Below are 18,048 nucleotides of genomic sequence, written 5' to 3' on the forward strand. Positions count from 1 at the left end.
GGGGTGTATGTCGGTGAGGTAACAAGATAGTGAGAAAACAGGGCGTTTGCAAGTGAACAAAAGTGGGCTAATTTGTGGATAACTTGGGGGTGAAATGTGACTTGTCTTTGGAAGTGCGCGCTGTGACTGGCGCGACAAGCTTGTCAATAAGTGGGATAAGAATTTCCCTATAATCAGAAAAACGTGATCGTTTGCCGCTTTATTAAACGTTAGAAAAAAACGGCATATTGATCTGATTTAATATTCTTAAAAACTGTTTACAACGGTGATTTTGATCGAAAGCGGATAAATTAGGTATTTATCTTACTGTTAGCTGCGCACCGGAGCTGGCAAGCCAGTCCCGGCGCGGGACGGGTGACTCAGCCTTCGTGCTGAGTATGTACCATATAGTTCACATCAACGTTACGACCCAGTTTGAAATGGTCGGTAATCGGATTGTAATGCAGACCAATCATGTGTTTTTCGCGTAGCGGTGTGCCATCAACCCAGCCGATCAGTTCAGAAGGGCGAATGAACTTCTTATGATCGTGTGTACCCTGCGGCACCATTTTCAAGATGTATTCTGCACCAATGACCGCCATCAGCCAGGCTTTGGTGTTGCGGTTGATGGTGGAGAAGAACACATGGCCGCCCGGTTTCACCAGGTGAGCACAGGCGCGTACTACGGAGGCCGGATCGGGGACGTGTTCCAGCATTTCCATGCAGGTGATGACATCATACTGTTGCGGGTTGGCCTGCGCATGGCTCTCTACCGTTTCCTGTATGTAATTCACGGCCATGCCGCTTTCCAACGCGTGCAGCCGAGCGACCTGCAGTGGTTCAGCACCCATGTCCAACCCGGTGACCAGAGCGCCTTCACGTGCCATGCTTTCCGCTAAGATGCCGCCGCCACAGCCCACGTCGAGCACTTTTTTGTCAAAAATGCCGCCGGCACGCTGCAGGATGTAGTTCAGGCGCAACGGGTTGATACGGTGCAGCGGTTTGAATTCACCTTCCAAATCCCACCAGCGTGAGGCAACGGCCTCGAACTTGGCGATTTCATGATGGTCTACGTTTTGCGCTTGGCTGGATGATTCTGCATTCATGGGCGTATTTGGCTCCTGGTTCTCGTTGCGCGGATTATACATGTTCCGGCGCAGCGCCGTCTGCGCCGATGCATTTTTACCGCACATATATGCACAATTTCAGTTAAAGAGCGGCGGTTATTTTCCCGTAAAGCGTGCTTTGTGATATAGTTTTACACCTTTGCCACTATGGCAGCGGGCAGATGAATCATTAGTAGAGGGATAGCAGCTCCATGAGCGACCTTGCCAGAGAAATCACACCGGTAAACATCGAAGACGAGTTGAAAAACTCGTATCTGGACTACGCGATGTCCGTCATTGTCGGACGTGCGCTGCCAGATGTTCGTGATGGACTGAAGCCGGTGCATCGCCGCGTACTGTACGCGATGAATGTACTGGGTAACGACTGGAATAAACCATACAAGAAATCGGCCCGTGTCGTCGGGGACGTGATCGGTAAATATCACCCTCACGGTGACCGCGCGGTTTACGACACCATCGTGCGTTTGGCCCAACCGTTCTCGCTGCGCTATATGCTGGTGGACGGTCAGGGTAACTTCGGTTCCGTCGACGGCGACTCCGCTGCGGCGATGCGTTATACCGAAGTGCGCATGTCCAAAATTGCTCACGAACTGCTGGCGGATCTGGAAAAAGAAACCGTCGATTTTGTGCCTAACTATGATGGCACCGAACAGATCCCAGCGGTCATGCCAACCAAGATCCCGAACCTGCTGGTCAACGGCTCGTCCGGTATCGCTGTGGGCATGGCGACCAATATTCCGCCACATAACCTGTCAGAGGTTATCAACGGGTGTTTGGCGTATATCGATGATGAAAACATCAGCATCGAAGGCCTGATGGAGCACATCCCAGGGCCAGACTTCCCGACGGCAGCGATCATCAACGGCCGTCGCGGTATCGAAGAGGCCTATCGCACTGGGCGTGGTAAAGTTTACGTCCGCGCACGCGCCGAAGTAGAAGCCGACGCCAAAACGGGTCGCGAAACCATCATTGTTCACGAGATCCCGTATCAGGTGAACAAGGCGCGTCTGATCGAAAAGATCGCCGAACTGGTCAAAGAAAAACGCGTTGAAGGCATTAGCGCGCTGCGTGACGAGTCTGACAAAGACGGTATGCGTATCGTCATTGAAGTCAAACGCGATGCGGTCGGTGAAGTGGTGCTGAACAACCTGTACTCGCTGACTCAGCTGCAGGTGACCTTCGGTATCAACATGGTGGCATTGCATCAGGGGCAGCCAAAACTGCTGAACCTGAAGGATATTTTGCAGGCGTTTGTTCGCCACCGCCGTGAAGTGGTTACCCGTCGTACCATCTTTGAACTGCGTAAAGCGCGCGATCGTGCCCATATCCTGGAAGCGTTAGCCATTGCGCTGGCGAATATCGATCCGATTATTGAAATGATCCGTCGTGCGCCGACCCCTGCGGAAGCCAAAGTTGCGCTGGTTGCTCAAGCGTGGGAGCTTGGCAACGTGAGCGCCATGCTGGAACGCGCCGGTGACAATGCTGCTCGCCCTGAGTGGCTGGAGCCGGAGTTCGGTATCCGTGACGGTAAGTACTACCTGACCGAGCAGCAAGCCCAGGCGATTTTGGATCTGCGTCTGCAGAAACTGACCGGTCTGGAGCATGAAAAGCTGCTGGACGAATATAAAGAGCTGCTGACGGCGATTGCTGAGCTGATCTTTATTCTGGAAAACCCAGACCGTCTGATGGAAGTGATCCGCGAAGAGCTGATTGCAATCAAAGAGCTGTATAACGACGGTCGCCGTACTGAAATTACCGCCAACACTTCAGATATCAATATCGAAGACCTGATCAACCAGGAAGACGTGGTCGTTACGCTGTCGCACCAAGGCTATGTGAAGTATCAGCCGTTGAGTGACTATGAAGCGCAACGCCGTGGCGGTAAAGGCAAGTCAGCTGCACGTATCAAAGAAGAAGACTTTATCGATCGCCTGTTGGTTGCCAACACCCACGATACGATCCTGTGCTTCTCCAGCCGTGGCCGTTTGTACTGGATGAAGGTGTACCAACTGCCAGAAGCCAGTCGTGGTGCGCGCGGGCGTCCAATTGTCAACTTGTTGCCGCTGGAAGCCAATGAGCGTATCACCGCTATCCTGCCTGTACGCGAGTACGAAGAAGGGCGTCACGTGTTTATGGCGACGGCCAGCGGCACAGTGAAGAAAACCGCCTTGACCGAGTTTAGCCGCCCACGCAGTGCCGGCATCATCGCCGTTAACCTCAATGAGGGTGACGAGTTGATTGGTGTTGACCTGACCGACGGCAGCAACGAAGTCATGCTGTTCTCTGCCAATGGTAAAGTGGTTCGCTTCCCAGAAACGCAGGTGCGTTCGATGGGCCGTACTGCTACCGGTGTTCGCGGTATCAATCTGGGCGAAGGCGACAGCGTTATTTCCCTGATTGTGCCACGCGGTGAAGGCGATATCCTGACCGTCACCCAGAACGGCTACGGGAAACGTACAGCCGTGACCGAATATCCGACCAAATCACGCGCCACCCAAGGGGTTATCTCTATTAAGGTGAGCGAGCGTAATGGTCAGGTTGTGGGTGCGGTGCAGGTTGAAACGACCGATCAGATCATGATGATCACCGATGCCGGTACGCTGGTACGTACTCGCGTATCTGAAGTCAGCGTGGTGGGTCGTAACACCCAAGGTGTTACGCTGATCCGTACTGCTGAAGACGAGAACGTCGTCGGTCTGCAGCGCGTTGCCGAACCGGTGGAAGACGAAGAGCTCGACAGCTTGGAGCCGGGTGCGGAAGGCGCAGAAGAAGACGCAGCGCCGCTGGACGAAGGCGATGATGATTCTGACGCGGTAGACAATGCGGATGATGATAACGCCTAAGTTGTAGGGGGGCGTGTCTCCCCTGTTGCATTGGTATGAAGGGCCTGGCAGCGATGCTAGGCCCTTTTTCAGTTATATGGTTTAATTACCAAACCCAAACCAGAGATACCGTCTCTGATATGAATTCGCTGGTCGCCACTTACTTCTGTATGGTATCCGATTGAAATATTTAGCCTCTTTTCGTACCACGTTAAAAATATCCCGCTATCTGTTCCGGGTACTGGCGATTATGTTGTGGTCGTTGGGAGCGTTGCTCACCACCTTCTATATCCTGAATATCCTGCACCAGAAAGAGTCTGACATCCGTCAAGACTACAATTTGAATTTTGATCAGGCGCAGGGATATATCCGTCATTCTGCCGATATCATTCGTGATATTAAGTACATGGCAGAAAATCGTCTCAATGGTTCGGTCAACAGTCTGGACATGTTCAGCGGCATCTTCCCCGGCAAGAGCAGCGCCCCGGAGTTTTTCCCGTTGTATCCTGAGTCCAACTGTTCACTTAACACCACATACCGCAGTTCGCTTACGTCGCTGAGCGGGCTGATTCAATACTGGAAAGAGAATTTTGTCGCAGCCTATGACCTCAATAGGGTGTTTTTCATCGGCGGCGACAGCCTGTGCATGGCGGAGTTTGGTGGCAGCAGCGGTGTCGCTAACCGGGCAGACGCGCTGAAAACCCTGCATGAGCGAATCCTCAAATACCGTAACGCCAAAAACCAGGACAAAGACAATAATCTGTACTGGATAAGCCCAAGCCAACAGCGGCCGGATGTCGGCTATTTGTATGTGCTGACCCCAATTTATATTGGCAACAAGCTCGAGGCGTTGCTGGGCATTGAACAGACGATACGTTTAGAAGACTTCGTCACCGCTGGCAACCTGCCGATTGCGGTGACTCTGCTCGATGAGAATAACGATCCAATATTGCGGCTGGCAGATGGCGAGCGCGATGTGCAAGCGTCCAGCAGCTACCCGGACGAGCAAGCCTACTTTGGCTATGTGGATAATTACCGCGATCTCATCATGAAAAAGGCGCTGCCACCGTCATCGCTCAGCATTGTGTATTCCGTGCCGGTGAAGACCGTGGTTGAGCGTTTCAAGATGCTGATACTCAATGCGATATTGCTTAATTTGCTGTCCGCTATTGTACTGTTCACGCTGGCCTGGCTATTTGAGCGGAAAATGTTTTTGCCAGCGGAGGACAATGCGTTCCGGTTGGAAGAGCATGAGCAGTTTAACCGCAAAATTGTTGCTTCGGCGCCGGTGGGGATTTGTATTTTACGTATCAGCGATGGCACGAACATTCTGAGTAACGAGCTGGCGCATAACTACATCAATTTACTGACTCATGAAGACCGCGATCGCATTACACGCATCATTTGCGAACAGCAGGCAAATTTTGTCGATGTGATGACCAGTAATAACAATAACCTGCAAATCAGCTTTGTTCATTCCCGCTACCGCAACGAGGATGTGGCGATCTGTGTGTTGGTCGACGTCAGCGCCCGCGTGAAAATGGAAGAGTCGCTGCAGGAGATGGCGGCGGCGGCTGAGCAGGCCAGCCAGTCGAAGTCGATGTTCCTGGCGACGGTGAGTCACGAACTGCGCACCCCCTTGTACGGTATTATCGGCAACCTCGATTTGTTGCAAACCAAGGAACTGCCGCAGGGCGTCGATCGGTTGGTCAATGCGATGAACAACTCCTCGGGACTGCTGCTGAAGATTATCAGTGATATTCTCGACTTCTCCAAAATTGAGTCCGAACAGCTGAAAATTGAGCCACGCGAGTTTTCCTGCCTGGAAGTGATCACCCATATTGCCGGCAACTATTTGCCGCTGGTGGTGAAGAAACGTCTGGGCTTGTACTGCTTTATCGAACAAAACGTGCCGGAACGTATTTCAGGCGATCCGGTACGGTTGCAGCAGGTCTTATCTAACTTGTTGAACAATGCCATTAAGTTTACCGATACCGGTTGTATCATCTTGCAGGTCTGCACGCGCGGCAGTTATCTGGAGTTCAGCGTTCGCGATACCGGCGTCGGCATTCCTGAGAAAGAAATCACCCGCTTGTTCGATCCGTTCTTCCAGGTGGGGACTGGCGTTCAGCGTCATTTCCAGGGGACTGGGCTGGGGCTGGCGATTTGTGAAAAGCTGATTAACATGATGGACGGTGACATTGCTGTTGAATCCGAACCGGGATTGGGCAGCATGTTTACTATCCGCATCCCCCTGTTTAATGCACTGTTCCCGATCCCGCAGGCCAGTGACACCTGGCAGGGGAGAACACTGTGGCTGGATATCCGCAATCAACGGCTAGAAAGCTATCTGATGGCGATCCTGGGCGGTTATGGCGCTACGATGTTACGCTATCAGGGGGAGAATACTGCCGCGAGTGATGTGATGCTCAGTGACCATCCACTGATGATCGGTACGCCGCTGCTGGCGCAAATCCAATTCTCTATTGAGCATATTAGTCCGTCGCAGGAGACCCGGCCGGGTTACTGGATGCACAGTACTTCGACGCCGCGTGAAACCATCGCATTGCTTAACCGGCTATTTGGTACTCTTGATGAAAGTGGCAATACTCTGATGCAATTACCTTTGCCGGTTAAGGCCAGCAAGGTAGACAACGGCGATATTCATTTGCTGGTGGTGGATGACCATCCTATTAACCGCCGGTTGTTGTCCGATCAGTTGAGCTCGCTGGGTTACCAAGTGGTGACGGCGAATGATGGTGTCGATGCATTAGATGTGCTGAATCACAATAGGGTCGATATTGTGCTGACCGACGTTAACATGCCGAACATGGATGGGTATCTCCTGACTCAGCGTTTGCGTCAATTGCACTTTACCTCACCGGTGATCGGCGTGACGGCGAATGCGTTGGCGGAAGAGAAACAGCGTTGTATCGAGGCAGGGATGGACAACTGCCTGTCAAAACCGGTGACGTTAGAAACGTTAGAACAAACGCTGGCATATTACAGTCAACAGGTACGTCGTCTGCGCGCTGAGCGGGAAGAGAAATAAAAAGCAAAAGGGCGCAGCATGATGCCGCGCCCTTTGAGCACCACCGGACGGTTTTAGTCTTTGTCCAACGGTGCCATGCTGACAGAAGAGAGGTAGTTGAGCAGCGCGATATCGTTCTCAACACCCAGCTTCATCATGGCCGATTTTTTCTGGCTACTGATGGTTTTAATGCTGCGATTGAGCTTCTTGGCGATCTCAGTCACCAGGAAACCTTCGGCGAACAGGCGCAGTACTTCGCTCTCTTTCGGTGACAGACGCTTATCACCGTAACCACTGGCGCTGATCCTCTCCAACAGTTTGGAAACGCTTTCCGGCGTGAACTTTTTGCCTTTCTGCAATGCGGCCAGCGCTTTCGGCAGGTCAGTGGGTGCACCTTGCTTCAACACGATGCCTTCAATATCCAGATCCAACACGGCACTCAGAATTGCCGGGTTGTTGTTCATAGTCAGAACGATGATCGACAATTGCGGATAATGGCGTTTGATGTATTTGATCAGCGTAATGCCATCGCCATACTTATCACCAGGCATCGAAAGATCGGTGATCAGGACGTTAGCGTCCAGTTTGGACAGATTGTTGATCAGTGCTGTTGAGTCTTCAAACTCCCCAACGACATTCACCCATTCAATTTGCTCAAGTGACTTCCGGATGCCAAACAGTACGATAGGATGGTCATCAGCAATAATTACGTTCAGGTTATTCATGTTGTTGGCTACCTTGCTGCAGCAGTCTACTGACGAAAAAATCAATCTGACTGATGTTATTCTCGATCTTGAGCGCATCACCGTCTGCGATGTGCTGTTCTAACGATTCACACAGTTGCTTACCGGGAAGCAGATTTAACATGGCAAACACGCCTTTTAGGCGATGTGCGGTCTGTGACAGAGCATTGAAATCACTGCTGCCCGCCTCAGTATACAGTTTTTTGACATCGTCGGGTACTGTATCGACAAACAGGCCATAGTAATCACTTGATTTCAATTGTTTTTCATAGAGTTGGATGTCATTTGCGGTCAGCGAAAGCGCACTTTCCTGCTGTTCCAGAGCGGCCATTTGCTGCTCAATCAGCATGAGAACGGCGTCGATCATTGCACCACTCAGGTTATAGTTTACTCGAATGTACCGTTTTTCAAGCTGTTGCCACCCGGCCTCATCGCTGGTCAGCAGCAAGGTATAATCGTCAGCCCGTTGTGGGTTATCCGTCAGTAGCACGTCGTAATCGCGATTAATCTGTCGTTCATCGGTTACGATGCAGCTTGCACCATAGGCATGCAGCAGGTGAGTGACAATGCCGCGGACTTCCTCAGAAGTAATGTCCAGCAGCGCCGTTACGCCATCGAGCAGTTTTTCCTGTGCTTCCGCGTCTTTTTTCTCCATCTCCATCGGCACACGGATGGTATAGCGCGTGCCGATATCCACCTTGCTGCGTATATCCAACTGCCCATTAAGCTTTTTGCACAGTTGGTTGCACAGGAAGAATGTGAGGCCGGAGCCATGATTAAAGCGATCCACCAACGTCTGGCTAAGGAACGGGTAGTTCAGATTGCTGATTTCCTCATTGGAAATTCCAGAGCCGGTATCGTTAATATGGAACACCAGGCGATCGGGGTGTTCGGGTTCATGATCGACCACCAGCGAAATCTTGCCGCAGGACGTGGTGATAATGGCGTAATGCACCAACAGAGAGAGCACTTTGCGTAGCGCGTTGGCGTCACCCACATAGTGCTGCTCAACATCGAGTTGGAAATGGTTAAACAGCGTCAGCCCTTTTTGATTGATGGACGGCAGGGCTTCACGCAGTAATTCATCAATCAAGACAGACGGACTGAAAGGATGGCGCGAAGGCTGCCAATCCTGGGTTTCCAGGCGGGTGAGCAGGGTGATATTTTCAATCAGGCCCAGCACCGATGAAGACTGTGCCGTCAGCTGTTTCAGCAGTGCTTGCTGCTGTTCTTCATCGGGTTGGGTGCGCAGGCGGTCGGCCAGGTCGTGCATTTGACGCACCGGCTGATTCAGCTCAATACCCAGGTTATGCAACATCAGTTTACGCGCCTGCACGTTCTTGTCGTATTCGCGCTGTGCTTGCTGCAGGCGCTTGTTCACCATCACTTCTTTGTCCTGATCATTGAGCAGGAACAGATACGTTTCCGGCGACAGCTGGCTGCGGAAGATACGAATCTCATACACCTCGTTGTTGACTGTCGCCTGGATAACGCCGTGGTGCTGTTCGGCCATATGGGCAATTTTTTGCAGGCTGAGGTGAGGTAGCAGGTGCTGGGCAATCTTATTACTGGCAATGACGGTGTTACTGGTGAAGTTATACACCAGCAGGCCCGAAGGTAAACTGGCGATGATTTCCTGATTCAGTGCGCGCTCGGTTTCCAGCTCCACGGCCATATTTTCGCTCGGGCGAATGTATTGGCGACGAATAAAGTAAATGCCCACCATCGACAGCGCCAACAGCAACAGGTTGATGGCGATCAACCAGATATTGTTGCGCAGTAGATCAATGGCGAGGTTGATAGCAGAGACGCGATAAACCACTTTCAGCGGTGCATTGGGCAGTGGGGCACTGAACTCGACCCAGTTGCCGGTCATTGAGACACCGGCATTGGTCGCGGTATCTCCCGAAACAGCGCTGTCATCCAGAGTCATATCATCAGGCAGCAGCATAAAGTTGGCGCGTGCCATATTGATAGGAATGATGTCATTAATCGGCAGATCAAAGGCGATCACCGTGGCCAGATGCCCCGGTTGGTTAAAGGTGGTGCGGATTGAAAATGAATAAGCGTTTTGGAAGCGCTGCTTACGCAGTGCAGAAAAGCTTTCACGTTCATCGAGCATGTTGGCTTGCTGCAGCATCTCGGCCCGGCGATCCTCCGCCGAGGTCGTCAGGTAACTTTCTTTGAAGCGTGAGGCCAGTTCTTTTAGCGGTTGAGTGGTGATCAAACTCAGGCTGTTGTCTTGGCCATTGAGATAATACATGGCGTAATTTTCGGTCTTGGCTCCCCAGCGGGTATCCAGATAATCTGAAATGTTGGCGATCATCGCCAAGGTGCCTTCGTCATGGCTGCCGAAAATTATCGCATCCGTTTTTTTATGCGGTTTTTCCAGGTAATAAACGTCCGGACGCAGTCGAGTTTCCTGCAGGCTGGGATCTACGTTTAAAGAGGGGGCATTGCCGAACTTGTCGTAAATTTGATAGGTGATGTAACGGTAACTATCAATACGTTTTTGCAGGGCGTTGGCGATGCTATTCAGTGCATACTTTTTTTCTGCCACCCAGGCATTGGTATAGTTGTAGCCGTACAGGCCGATAGCAATTGTCAGCAGCACAGCAAATAACAGGAAGCAGCGGGTGATATTGCTTGAGCTAATCGTCAGTTGTTTATTTTGCATAGTTGACTGCGTATTCCTGAATCAACGGGTTACGGCTCTGGCGCTGGCGGTGACCGCCAGGAGTAATACTGCAACGCATGCAAAAGCCGCTGTCAGACTCGAGAATTGTGCGATGAATCCGATCAGTGCAGGCCCCGCGAGAATACCGGCATAACCCACGGTGGTGACGGAGGCAATGGCCAGGTTTGCGGGCATATCGTGCTGATTGCCAGCGGCACTGAACAAAATCGGCACCACATTAGAGGCCCCCAGGCCGACCAACATAAACCCCATCAACGAAATGATGGCGTTATTGAAGACAATGGCCAGACCGAGGCCAATCGCGGCGCACAGACTGCCGAGCAGCAACACTTTGTATCGACCCAGCGTGTTCACCACCCGATCGCCATTCAGCCTGCCGATGGTCATGGTGATAGAGAATAATGCATAGCCTATCCCTGCCTGACTGTGATCGACACCCCGCAAGGTGGTGAGGAACAGAGCACTCCAGTCGAGCATCGAACCTTCGGCGAGGAACATAATAAAGCACAGAATACCGATAAACATGACCCAACCGCGTGGCAGCACGAACATTGGGCCACCTTCTTCGCCGCCGCTTTCACGCAGTAAATTGCGGCTGGCGAGCATCAATAGCGCGGCGATGGTTAATACGGTGATCCACGTTGCGACTAAGGGCGATAATCCTAGCCATAGCATCACGCTGACTCCACCGGCACCGGCAATGCCGCCCACACTGAAAAAACCGTGGAAACCCGACATCATCGCTTTGCCACTGGCGCGTTCGACCACCACGGCTTGCACGTTCATCGCCACATCAATCATGCCGATTGCCGCACCAAACAGCAGCAGGGCAAGCGCCATACCTGTCGTGGTATTCATCAGCACCAGCAGGGGTAAATCAATACACAATGCCAGACCGGCCAGCAAAATCACCGGGCGACACCCCAGCTTACCTGTCAGATAGCCGGTTAATGGCATTGCCAACATCGAACCGGCACCAATGCACAACAGCAGCAACCCCAGAGAACCGTCATCTATACCGATGCGCGCTTTGGCAAATGGCACAAGCGGTGCCCAAGCGGCCATGCCGAAGCCGGCGACAAAAAAGGCCAACCGCGTGGCTATCTGCGCCGGAACGCCAGGTTTTTGCTGTTCATTGCACAAGGTGGATGTCATGTGGGCATCAGGATCTGTTGTGGGAGTATGGGCTGAAAGTTATGGAGTGTTTTTATCACAATCCGCGATCCGGGTCGAAAGGATTTGCGCTGTCATCGGCCTTTACGCTGGCTCTGCGTTCCAACCACAAAGCAATGACGGCCACAATATAGTGCTTTTGCTGTTCGTCCAGGGCTTGGCCTGGTGGAATATTATGCCATTTGGCCAGACAGCCGCGACAACAGGTGGCCGTGGCGTGCTGCGCGACAAACACCGGATGCCCGCGCATTGGCGTTTGTTTGCCGTCGTTTTTTGGAAACGGCGCGGCAAGTCGTTGCTCGATAAAGTCTCGAGCGTGGCTGAGGATCAGCGGCAGACCTTTGATTTCAAAATAGAGTTGGTCTTTGGCGTTAAGACGGAACTTGGCGCGGAAAGGGGAGCTCTGTAGCCGACGCCATAGTGCTTCGGGTTGCAATAGCATAGGTCATTTTCTTTTGGGTATTTATTGCAGACTATCAAAATAGACACTGTGCGGCCAATGTTGCCGTCTTAAACTGTTCTATACCCCAATGGATAGCTATTTAATCAATACAACGCTTTCCAAATTAATGCGCTTAATATGTAGACGATAATAGAAGAAAAGATTAGCGATTAGTGCGGAAGTTAATTGGCGGGATGATATCTGTAGGTGATTATTTTTTAGCGAAAAGTGCGCTTAACGGCAGAATGTGGCGAAAATGTGAGGAAATAAAAAACCGGCCAGAAGCCGGTCGAAGTGTTCAGAAATTATCTTACAGATAATGAAGGTAATAATGAAAATAATGATGATAGCGGGATTATTATAACGGCAGTGTTCCGAGGCGCTTTTGGCACAATGTGCTTATTGGGTGTGACTTTTGTATGCCAGTCTGTTTTTTCTTAAAGTTTTGTATAACTGCATGATTTTATATCTATAAGTGTATTTTTTGGCATTGTGTGCCTTATTTTGTTTGTCTGTAATGTTTTGTGAAAGTTCGCTCATGTTTACATTTGGAAACCTTTATTAATCACAATGAAACACTATCGGATACTTGGTATCATTTTCTTTCTGGATTAATATTACCCTTGTTACCAGAATGGTAATGCACAGTCGTGCTAATAATGCTCAAAAGAGCAGTGGCCATAGCTCGACATAATTAACGAGGATAATAACAATGAAACTTCGAGTACTCTCTCTGATAGTACCCGCTCTGCTGGTTGCAGGCACAGCAGGCGCGGCGGAAATCTACAACAAAGACGGTAATAAACTGGATTTGTACGGTAAAATCGATGGTCTTCACTATTTCTCCGATAACAGTGGCTCCGATGGTGATATGTCTTATATGCGTTTCGGCCTGCGCGGCGAAACACAAATCAGCGATCAACTGACCGGCTATGGCCAGTGGGAATATCAGGCAAACCTTAACCACGCGGAAAGCCAGGATAACAAAAACTTTACCCGTTACGGTTTTGCCGGTCTGAAGTTTGGTGACTACGGTTCATTCGATTACGGTCGTAATACCGGCGTGCTGTATGACGTAGCCGCTTATACCGACTTGCAGCCTGAGTTTGATGGGTCTACGTACGGCGCTGACCAGTTCATGTTCCAGCGTTCCAGCGGTTTGGCAACTTACCGTAACACCGACTTCTTCGGTCTGGTGGACGGCCTGAACTTTGCCCTGCAGTACCAAGGTAAAAACGGCAGCGGTGAAGAGTCTAACAATGGCCGTGATGTGCTGGGTCAAAACGGCGACGGCTACGGCATGTCGGTGAACTACGATCTGGGCTATGGCATTAGCGCCGCAGGTGCTTTCTTCAACTCTAAACGTACAACCCAGCAGAACGGCGGTGACGGTTATAGCGGCATCATGGGCCGTGGCGATCGCGCTGAAGGTTATTCAGGTGGTCTGAAATATGACGCGAACGACACCTACCTGGCCGTGATGTTCACTCAATCCTACAACGCTGCCCGCTTCGGTTCTTCAAGCAGCGATGCCTATGGCTATGCCAACAAGGCACAAAGCTTCGAAGCCTATGCACACTACCAGTTTGATTTCGGCCTGCGTCCATTTGTTGGTTATAACCAAACCAAGGGTAAAAACCTGGGTCTGGCAGCTAACGGCAAGGATTATGGCGACGAAGATCTGGTCAAATTTGTGGACTTGGGTACCAGCTACTTCTTCAACAAAAACATGTCCACCTATGTTGACTACAAAATCAACCTGCTGGACGAGAATGACTTCACCAAAGCTGCCGGTATCAACACCGACAACGTGGTTGCCGTGGGCCTGGTTTACCAGTTCTAAGCAACAGAGTGTGAATGTGACCACGCGGCCTTCGGGCCGCGTTTTTTTTGCCTGTGATTTGGCACGAATTGACATAACTGTGGCACGGATTGCCATTTTGACGTTCTGCCGTTTACCTACACTTCCTTCATCTAGATAAATCAGGAGGTTAGTATGAAACTCAATATTGAGCGGGTGATTGAAACGGTGTTGTATGTCAAAGATATCGAGCGCGCCGCCGCTTTCTATCAGCAAATATTAGCGTTGCCGGTTATGGTCGCCAACGCGCGCTTCCGCGCCTACAACGTGGGCCAGCAAAGCGTGTTGCTGTTGTTTATTGAAGGAGATTCGGTAAAGGGGGCACATTATCCTGAAGGGTATATTCCCCCACATGATGGCAATGGACCGCTGCATATTGGACTTGCGGTGACGAAAGAGCAGTTGCCGCATTGGGAGCAACACCTAACGGCGCATGGCATAGAGATAGAAGGGCGCATGAGTTGGGAACACGGTGGAGAGAGTATCTATTTCCGTGATCCCGACAATCATCTGTTGGAGCTGGTTACGCCGGGGATCTGGGCCAACTACTGAGTGTTCCAGGCTGCGGCTAGCGTCTTCAACATTTCTTCCAGCAGCTGCAGTGCATGTTGTGCCTGCTGCTCAATCTGTACTTTAACGATCGCGCCGTCAATCAACATCGCCAGCATCTCTGCCCGTTGTTCCCGTTCTGGGCCAGCGGGGAGATGGCGGGCAATCTCTTCAGACATCTGTTTCTTGTGCCGGTGCGCGATGTTCAGGCTTTCAGGCAGCATATCTGCCAGTTCGACCGCCGTATTGATAAACGCACAGCCGCGATACTGTGGATCGTTAAACCACTCTTCAAAACAGGGCACTAAAGCGAGGAGAACATCCCCACGTTGCGCGACATGTTTCTCTAGCGATGCGCTGAACCAAGTTAACCATTGCGCATGGCGATAAGCCAGGAACGCTTCAATCAGCTCATTCTTGCTAGGGAAGTGACGATAAAACGTGACCTTGGCCACGCCTGACTCGCTAATAATGCGATCGATACCTGTCGCACGTATCCCTTCACGGTAAAACAAATCATGGGCTGTCAGCAGAATACGCTGGCGCGGCGGTAGAGTGTTGCTGACAACAGACATCAAACATCTCCAGAAATATTGGTCACAGCGATTGTAGACAAGTCTGTCTACATGCGCTAGCTTATTTGTGTAGACAGACTTGTCTACATTATTAAAACCCAAGAGGTGAGTGATGAGCATTAAACCCCCGTTACCCCCGTTTACCCGTGAGTCGGCAATTGAGAAAGTCCGTTTGGCTGAGGATGCCTGGAACAGCCGCGATCCTGAACGGGTTTCGCAGGTCTATTCTGTCGACACCCACTGGCGCAACCGGGCTGAGTTCGTTGATGGCCGGGACGCCGTGTGTGCATTCTTACAACGGAAATGGGCGAAAGAGTTGGAGTATCGGTTAATTAAAGAGCTTTGGGCATTTGATGAGGCGCGTATTGCGGTCCGTTTTGCTTATGAATGGCGTGATGACTCCGGTAACTGGTACCGCAGTTTTGGCAACGAGAACTGGGAGTTTAATCCAGAAGGCTTGATGATTAACCGACATGCCTGCATCAACGATATGCCTATCCGCGAGCAGGACCGCAAATTCCACTGGCCGCTTGGCCGTCGTCCAGATGATATTGCGGCCCTGAGCGAGTTTGGCTTCTGATCCTTGTTACTGATAGTAGGGCCGTAGTTCTGCATGAAGAGTGGATATAAGCCTTTTTTTCCACTCTATTTCACCTTGGCGATAATGCGAGAACAGATGGCCCACTGCCAGATTGTCCTGAATGGGGAGGGTTCGCAGTCCCTGTTTATCCGGTTGGGCACTGAACCAAGGTTGTGGAACGACAGCCATTAAAGGGGCCGTCCGCAGCACTGGGGGTAATTGAGCATAATCGGCGCAGCTGAGTTGAATTCTACGCTGCAGCCCCTGCCGTTTTAGCTGGCGGTCCAGCTCATTTTCCTCTTGTGGCCACGGGTGGCAGTAATAGTGCGCATAGTCCGCTAATTCGCTGAATCTCAACCCACTCTTGTGCTGTAACGCCTGATGCAAAGGCGGCCCGAATACCGCCACCAGACGCGTACTGCCAATAAGTTCATACCGTAGTGCGCTGGTGCGTTGTTGATGATCGCCGACCGCGATGACCATATCGATACTGCCTTCCAGCAGTTCATTGCGCCATGAACGGCGCTCAAAATTCTGGCAGCGGATAGCTGCATTGGCGAGCGTACTTTTCTGCGCTAAAAGCGGCAGTAAAATCGGGTACAGCGCGGGCGGGGCGACCAACGTGAAGTGTCGTGGCGTGTCCTGCACATGGCCGAACAGTTCATTGTCCAGTGAAGAGAAGAGCGGCGTCAGCTTTTCTTTCAGCGACAGGGCAAACAGGGTCGGTACTTGAGTGTGCCCCTCTCTGCGGAATAACGGTTCATCCAGTACTTCGCGCAGGCGGGCTAACGCGTGGCTGACCGCTGAGGTGCTGATACCCAGTTTATCTGCCGTTTTTTGGCTGGAGCCCGTGGTGGTCAAAAGATAGAGCACTTTCAGCAGGTTCATGTCCATTTGTAGGATATTCATTAATGGCCTTATAAATTGAATACGTCTCAATATTGCTCTGAGTATACTTCAGCCCCGTTTACCTCCATAGAATTGGAATATGAAAAAGAAATTGGGTTATTTGGCCGCCATGACTGTCACGTTGTGTTTCAACGTGCAGGCACAACTCAATCCTGCACAGCCGCTTTCCAGCGCACCGCCGTATACCTTGTTTGAAGAGTGGGCGCAGCCGGTGGCGCCATTTCAAATGTTCCCGCATGTTTATTACGTCGGTACCCGCAATCTTTCGTCCGTATTGTTGAGTACCCCTGAAGGGCTGATTTTGATCGACGCTGCATTAGATGCCAGTGCGCCTACGATAAGGGCGCACATTGAGGCGCTGGGCTTCGACATTAAGGATCTACGCTATATCCTTAACAGCCATGCGCGCCTTGATCAGGCGGGGGGCATCGAGCGGTTGAAGGCATGGAGTGGGGCGAAAGTGGTTGCCAGTGCCGCAAATGCCAAACAGCTGGCGCTGGGAGGAAAACACGATTTTGCTCTCGGCGATGCGTTGAGCTTCCCCCCCGTGAAGGCCGATATCATCGTCGGTGACGGCGACAGCATTACATTGGGCGGTTTGACGTTAACAGCCTTGATGACGCCAGGCCATCTGCCAGGGGCGACCTCGTGGTTGGCCACGCTGCGGCAAGGGGAGAAAAACTACCGGCTGGTGTATGCCGACAGCCTGGCAACGCCGGATTACTATTTGATCGACAATAAAAATTACCCCGACCTGGTGCAGGATATCCGCGGTAGCTTTGCCCGGCTTGCCAAACAGCAGGCGGATATTTTTATCGCCAATAAGGGAACGCGTTTCGATCTGGAAAATAAAATGGCACGTCTGCGGGCCGGTGATTTGGACGCTTTCGTCGACAGTCATGGGTTGCAACGCTATGTGAGAGAATCACAAAAAGCCTTTGCGGCGCAGTTGCAAAAACAGCAGAAGGAAATGTAAATCCTGCAGTTGAGGGGGCCGTGACGCCAGGACGATAAGGGCGGCCGATCGCCGTTAGCTGACGAGCGGTTTTAGGGAGTCGCCTGCTGCGTTATCCACTAACGAATGGGAAAAGCGCACCGAGAGATAAAGCGAAATTTGTCGAAAAGCCTTTCTTCTTCTAGAGTTAGGGGACAATAAACGCACTCTAAGAGGACAAGCTATGACGAAGAAGCTGGTTTTAGCCGTTTGCACAGCGGCGGCATTTTCCATCCTGGCTGGCTGTACTGCGTATGACCGTGCCGCCAGTTATGTTGATGAGCCGGTGGTCAGCGACGTAAAAGTAGGGATGACCAAGCAGCAAGTTCGGGCCATTGCGGGCCCACCGTCAACCACGGCTACCCTGGTTCATGCGCAGGGCACTTGCGATACTTATGCTGTGGCACCGCGTGACGGCAAAGTGCAGACCTATTTTGTCAGCTACAACGACACGGGCCATGTAATGAACAAAGGGTATCAGACCTGTTCAGACTATGACTCCCAGCCTAAATAATCTGAGTGTTGTTGAGTAATTGAGCCCCGTTTATGCGGGGTTTTTCATTTT

14 protein-coding genes are annotated in these 18,048 nt (G+C 51.5%); 7 read left to right on the forward strand and 7 right to left on the reverse strand.

The window, feature by feature from the left end; all coding sequences use genetic code 11:
• Positions 1 to 359 precede the first annotated feature (359 nt).
• Positions 360 to 1,085, reverse strand: coding sequence for a bifunctional 2-polyprenyl-6-hydroxyphenol methylase/3-demethylubiquinol 3-O-methyltransferase UbiG (ubiG, locus tag ACI2J2_RS01130; protein WP_404759230.1), 726 nt, complete (start codon positions 1,083 to 1,085; stop codon positions 360 to 362).
• 212 nt (positions 1,086 to 1,297) lie between these two features.
• Between ubiG and gyrA the strand changes: the two genes are divergently transcribed.
• A complete protein-coding gene (gene gyrA, locus ACI2J2_RS01135; RefSeq protein WP_404759231.1) occupies positions 1,298 to 3,949 on the forward strand; it encodes a DNA topoisomerase (ATP-hydrolyzing) subunit A in 2,652 nt (883 codons plus the stop codon).
• 160 nt (positions 3,950 to 4,109) lie between these two features.
• Complete coding sequence (gene rcsC, locus ACI2J2_RS01140; protein ID WP_404759232.1) at positions 4,110 to 6,980, forward strand: two-component system sensor histidine kinase RcsC; 2,871 nt, start codon at positions 4,110 to 4,112, stop codon at positions 6,978 to 6,980.
• A 53-nt stretch (positions 6,981 to 7,033) separates the two neighbouring features.
• Here rcsC and rcsB read toward each other — a convergent pair whose 3' ends face one another.
• From rcsB to ACI2J2_RS01160, 4 genes are read right to left on the reverse strand one after another with little or no spacing between them, the layout of a single operon-like run.
• The gene (rcsB, locus tag ACI2J2_RS01145) at positions 7,034 to 7,684 is read right to left on the reverse strand and encodes a response regulator transcription factor RcsB (RefSeq protein ID WP_037420903.1); all 651 of its coding nucleotides are present in this window, start codon (positions 7,682 to 7,684) and stop codon (positions 7,034 to 7,036) included.
• On the reverse strand, positions 7,677 to 10,379 hold the full coding sequence (rcsD, locus tag ACI2J2_RS01150; RefSeq protein ID WP_209638987.1) for a phosphotransferase RcsD: 2,703 nt from the start codon (positions 10,377 to 10,379) through the stop codon (positions 7,677 to 7,679). The genes rcsB and rcsD overlap by 8 nt, the downstream gene beginning before the upstream one ends.
• Positions 10,380 to 10,400: 21 nt before the next feature.
• Positions 10,401 to 11,555 (reverse strand): MFS transporter, encoded by a 1,155-nt coding sequence (locus tag ACI2J2_RS01155; protein WP_404759233.1) that lies wholly within the window; start codon positions 11,553 to 11,555, stop codon positions 10,401 to 10,403.
• Positions 11,556 to 11,610: 55 nt separating this feature from the next.
• A complete protein-coding gene (locus ACI2J2_RS01160) occupies positions 11,611 to 12,015 on the reverse strand; it encodes a DUF4186 domain-containing protein (RefSeq protein WP_209638991.1) in 405 nt (134 codons plus the stop codon).
• Between the two features lie 712 nt (positions 12,016 to 12,727).
• On the opposite strand from ACI2J2_RS01160, the gene ompC reads away from it, so the two are divergent.
• Positions 12,728 to 13,858, forward strand: a complete 1,131-nt coding sequence (ompC, locus tag ACI2J2_RS01165) for a porin OmpC (RefSeq protein WP_037420895.1) — start codon at positions 12,728 to 12,730, stop codon at positions 13,856 to 13,858.
• 153 nt (positions 13,859 to 14,011) lie between these two features.
• Positions 14,012 to 14,428: a VOC family protein gene (locus ACI2J2_RS01170; RefSeq protein ID WP_209638993.1), complete on the forward strand. Its 417-nt coding sequence runs from the start codon at positions 14,012 to 14,014 to the stop codon at positions 14,426 to 14,428.
• Here the strand turns inward: ACI2J2_RS01170 and ACI2J2_RS01175 are convergent.
• Entirely contained in the window at positions 14,422 to 15,000 is a 579-nt protein-coding gene (locus ACI2J2_RS01175) for a TetR/AcrR family transcriptional regulator (RefSeq protein WP_404759234.1), read from the reverse strand. The genes ACI2J2_RS01170 and ACI2J2_RS01175 overlap by 7 nt on opposite strands.
• A 112-nt stretch (positions 15,001 to 15,112) precedes the next feature.
• On the opposite strand from ACI2J2_RS01175, the gene ACI2J2_RS01180 reads away from it, so the two are divergent.
• Positions 15,113 to 15,580 carry a DUF1348 family protein gene (locus tag ACI2J2_RS01180; RefSeq protein WP_404759235.1) on the forward strand — a complete coding sequence of 156 codons (468 nt, stop codon included), beginning with the start codon at positions 15,113 to 15,115 and terminating at the stop codon, positions 15,578 to 15,580.
• A gap of 6 nt (positions 15,581 to 15,586) precedes the next feature.
• Here ACI2J2_RS01180 and ACI2J2_RS01185 read toward each other — a convergent pair whose 3' ends face one another.
• A complete protein-coding gene (locus ACI2J2_RS01185; protein ID WP_404759236.1) occupies positions 15,587 to 16,489 on the reverse strand; it encodes a LysR family transcriptional regulator in 903 nt (300 codons plus the stop codon).
• Between the two features lie 79 nt (positions 16,490 to 16,568).
• On the opposite strand from ACI2J2_RS01185, the gene blaSPR reads away from it, so the two are divergent.
• Positions 16,569 to 17,465, forward strand: a complete 897-nt coding sequence (gene blaSPR / locus ACI2J2_RS01190; RefSeq protein WP_404759237.1) for an SPR family subclass B3 metallo-beta-lactamase — start codon at positions 16,569 to 16,571, stop codon at positions 17,463 to 17,465.
• Positions 17,466 to 17,667: 202 nt separating this feature from the next.
• Entirely contained in the window at positions 17,668 to 17,997 is a 330-nt protein-coding gene (osmE, locus tag ACI2J2_RS01195) for an osmotically-inducible lipoprotein OsmE (protein WP_037420878.1), read from the forward strand.
• The last annotated feature ends 51 nt before the right edge of the window (positions 17,998 to 18,048 follow it).

Source organism: Serratia sp. NPDC087055, assembly GCF_044900985.1.
Lineage (GTDB): Bacteria > Pseudomonadota > Gammaproteobacteria > Enterobacterales > Enterobacteriaceae > Serratia.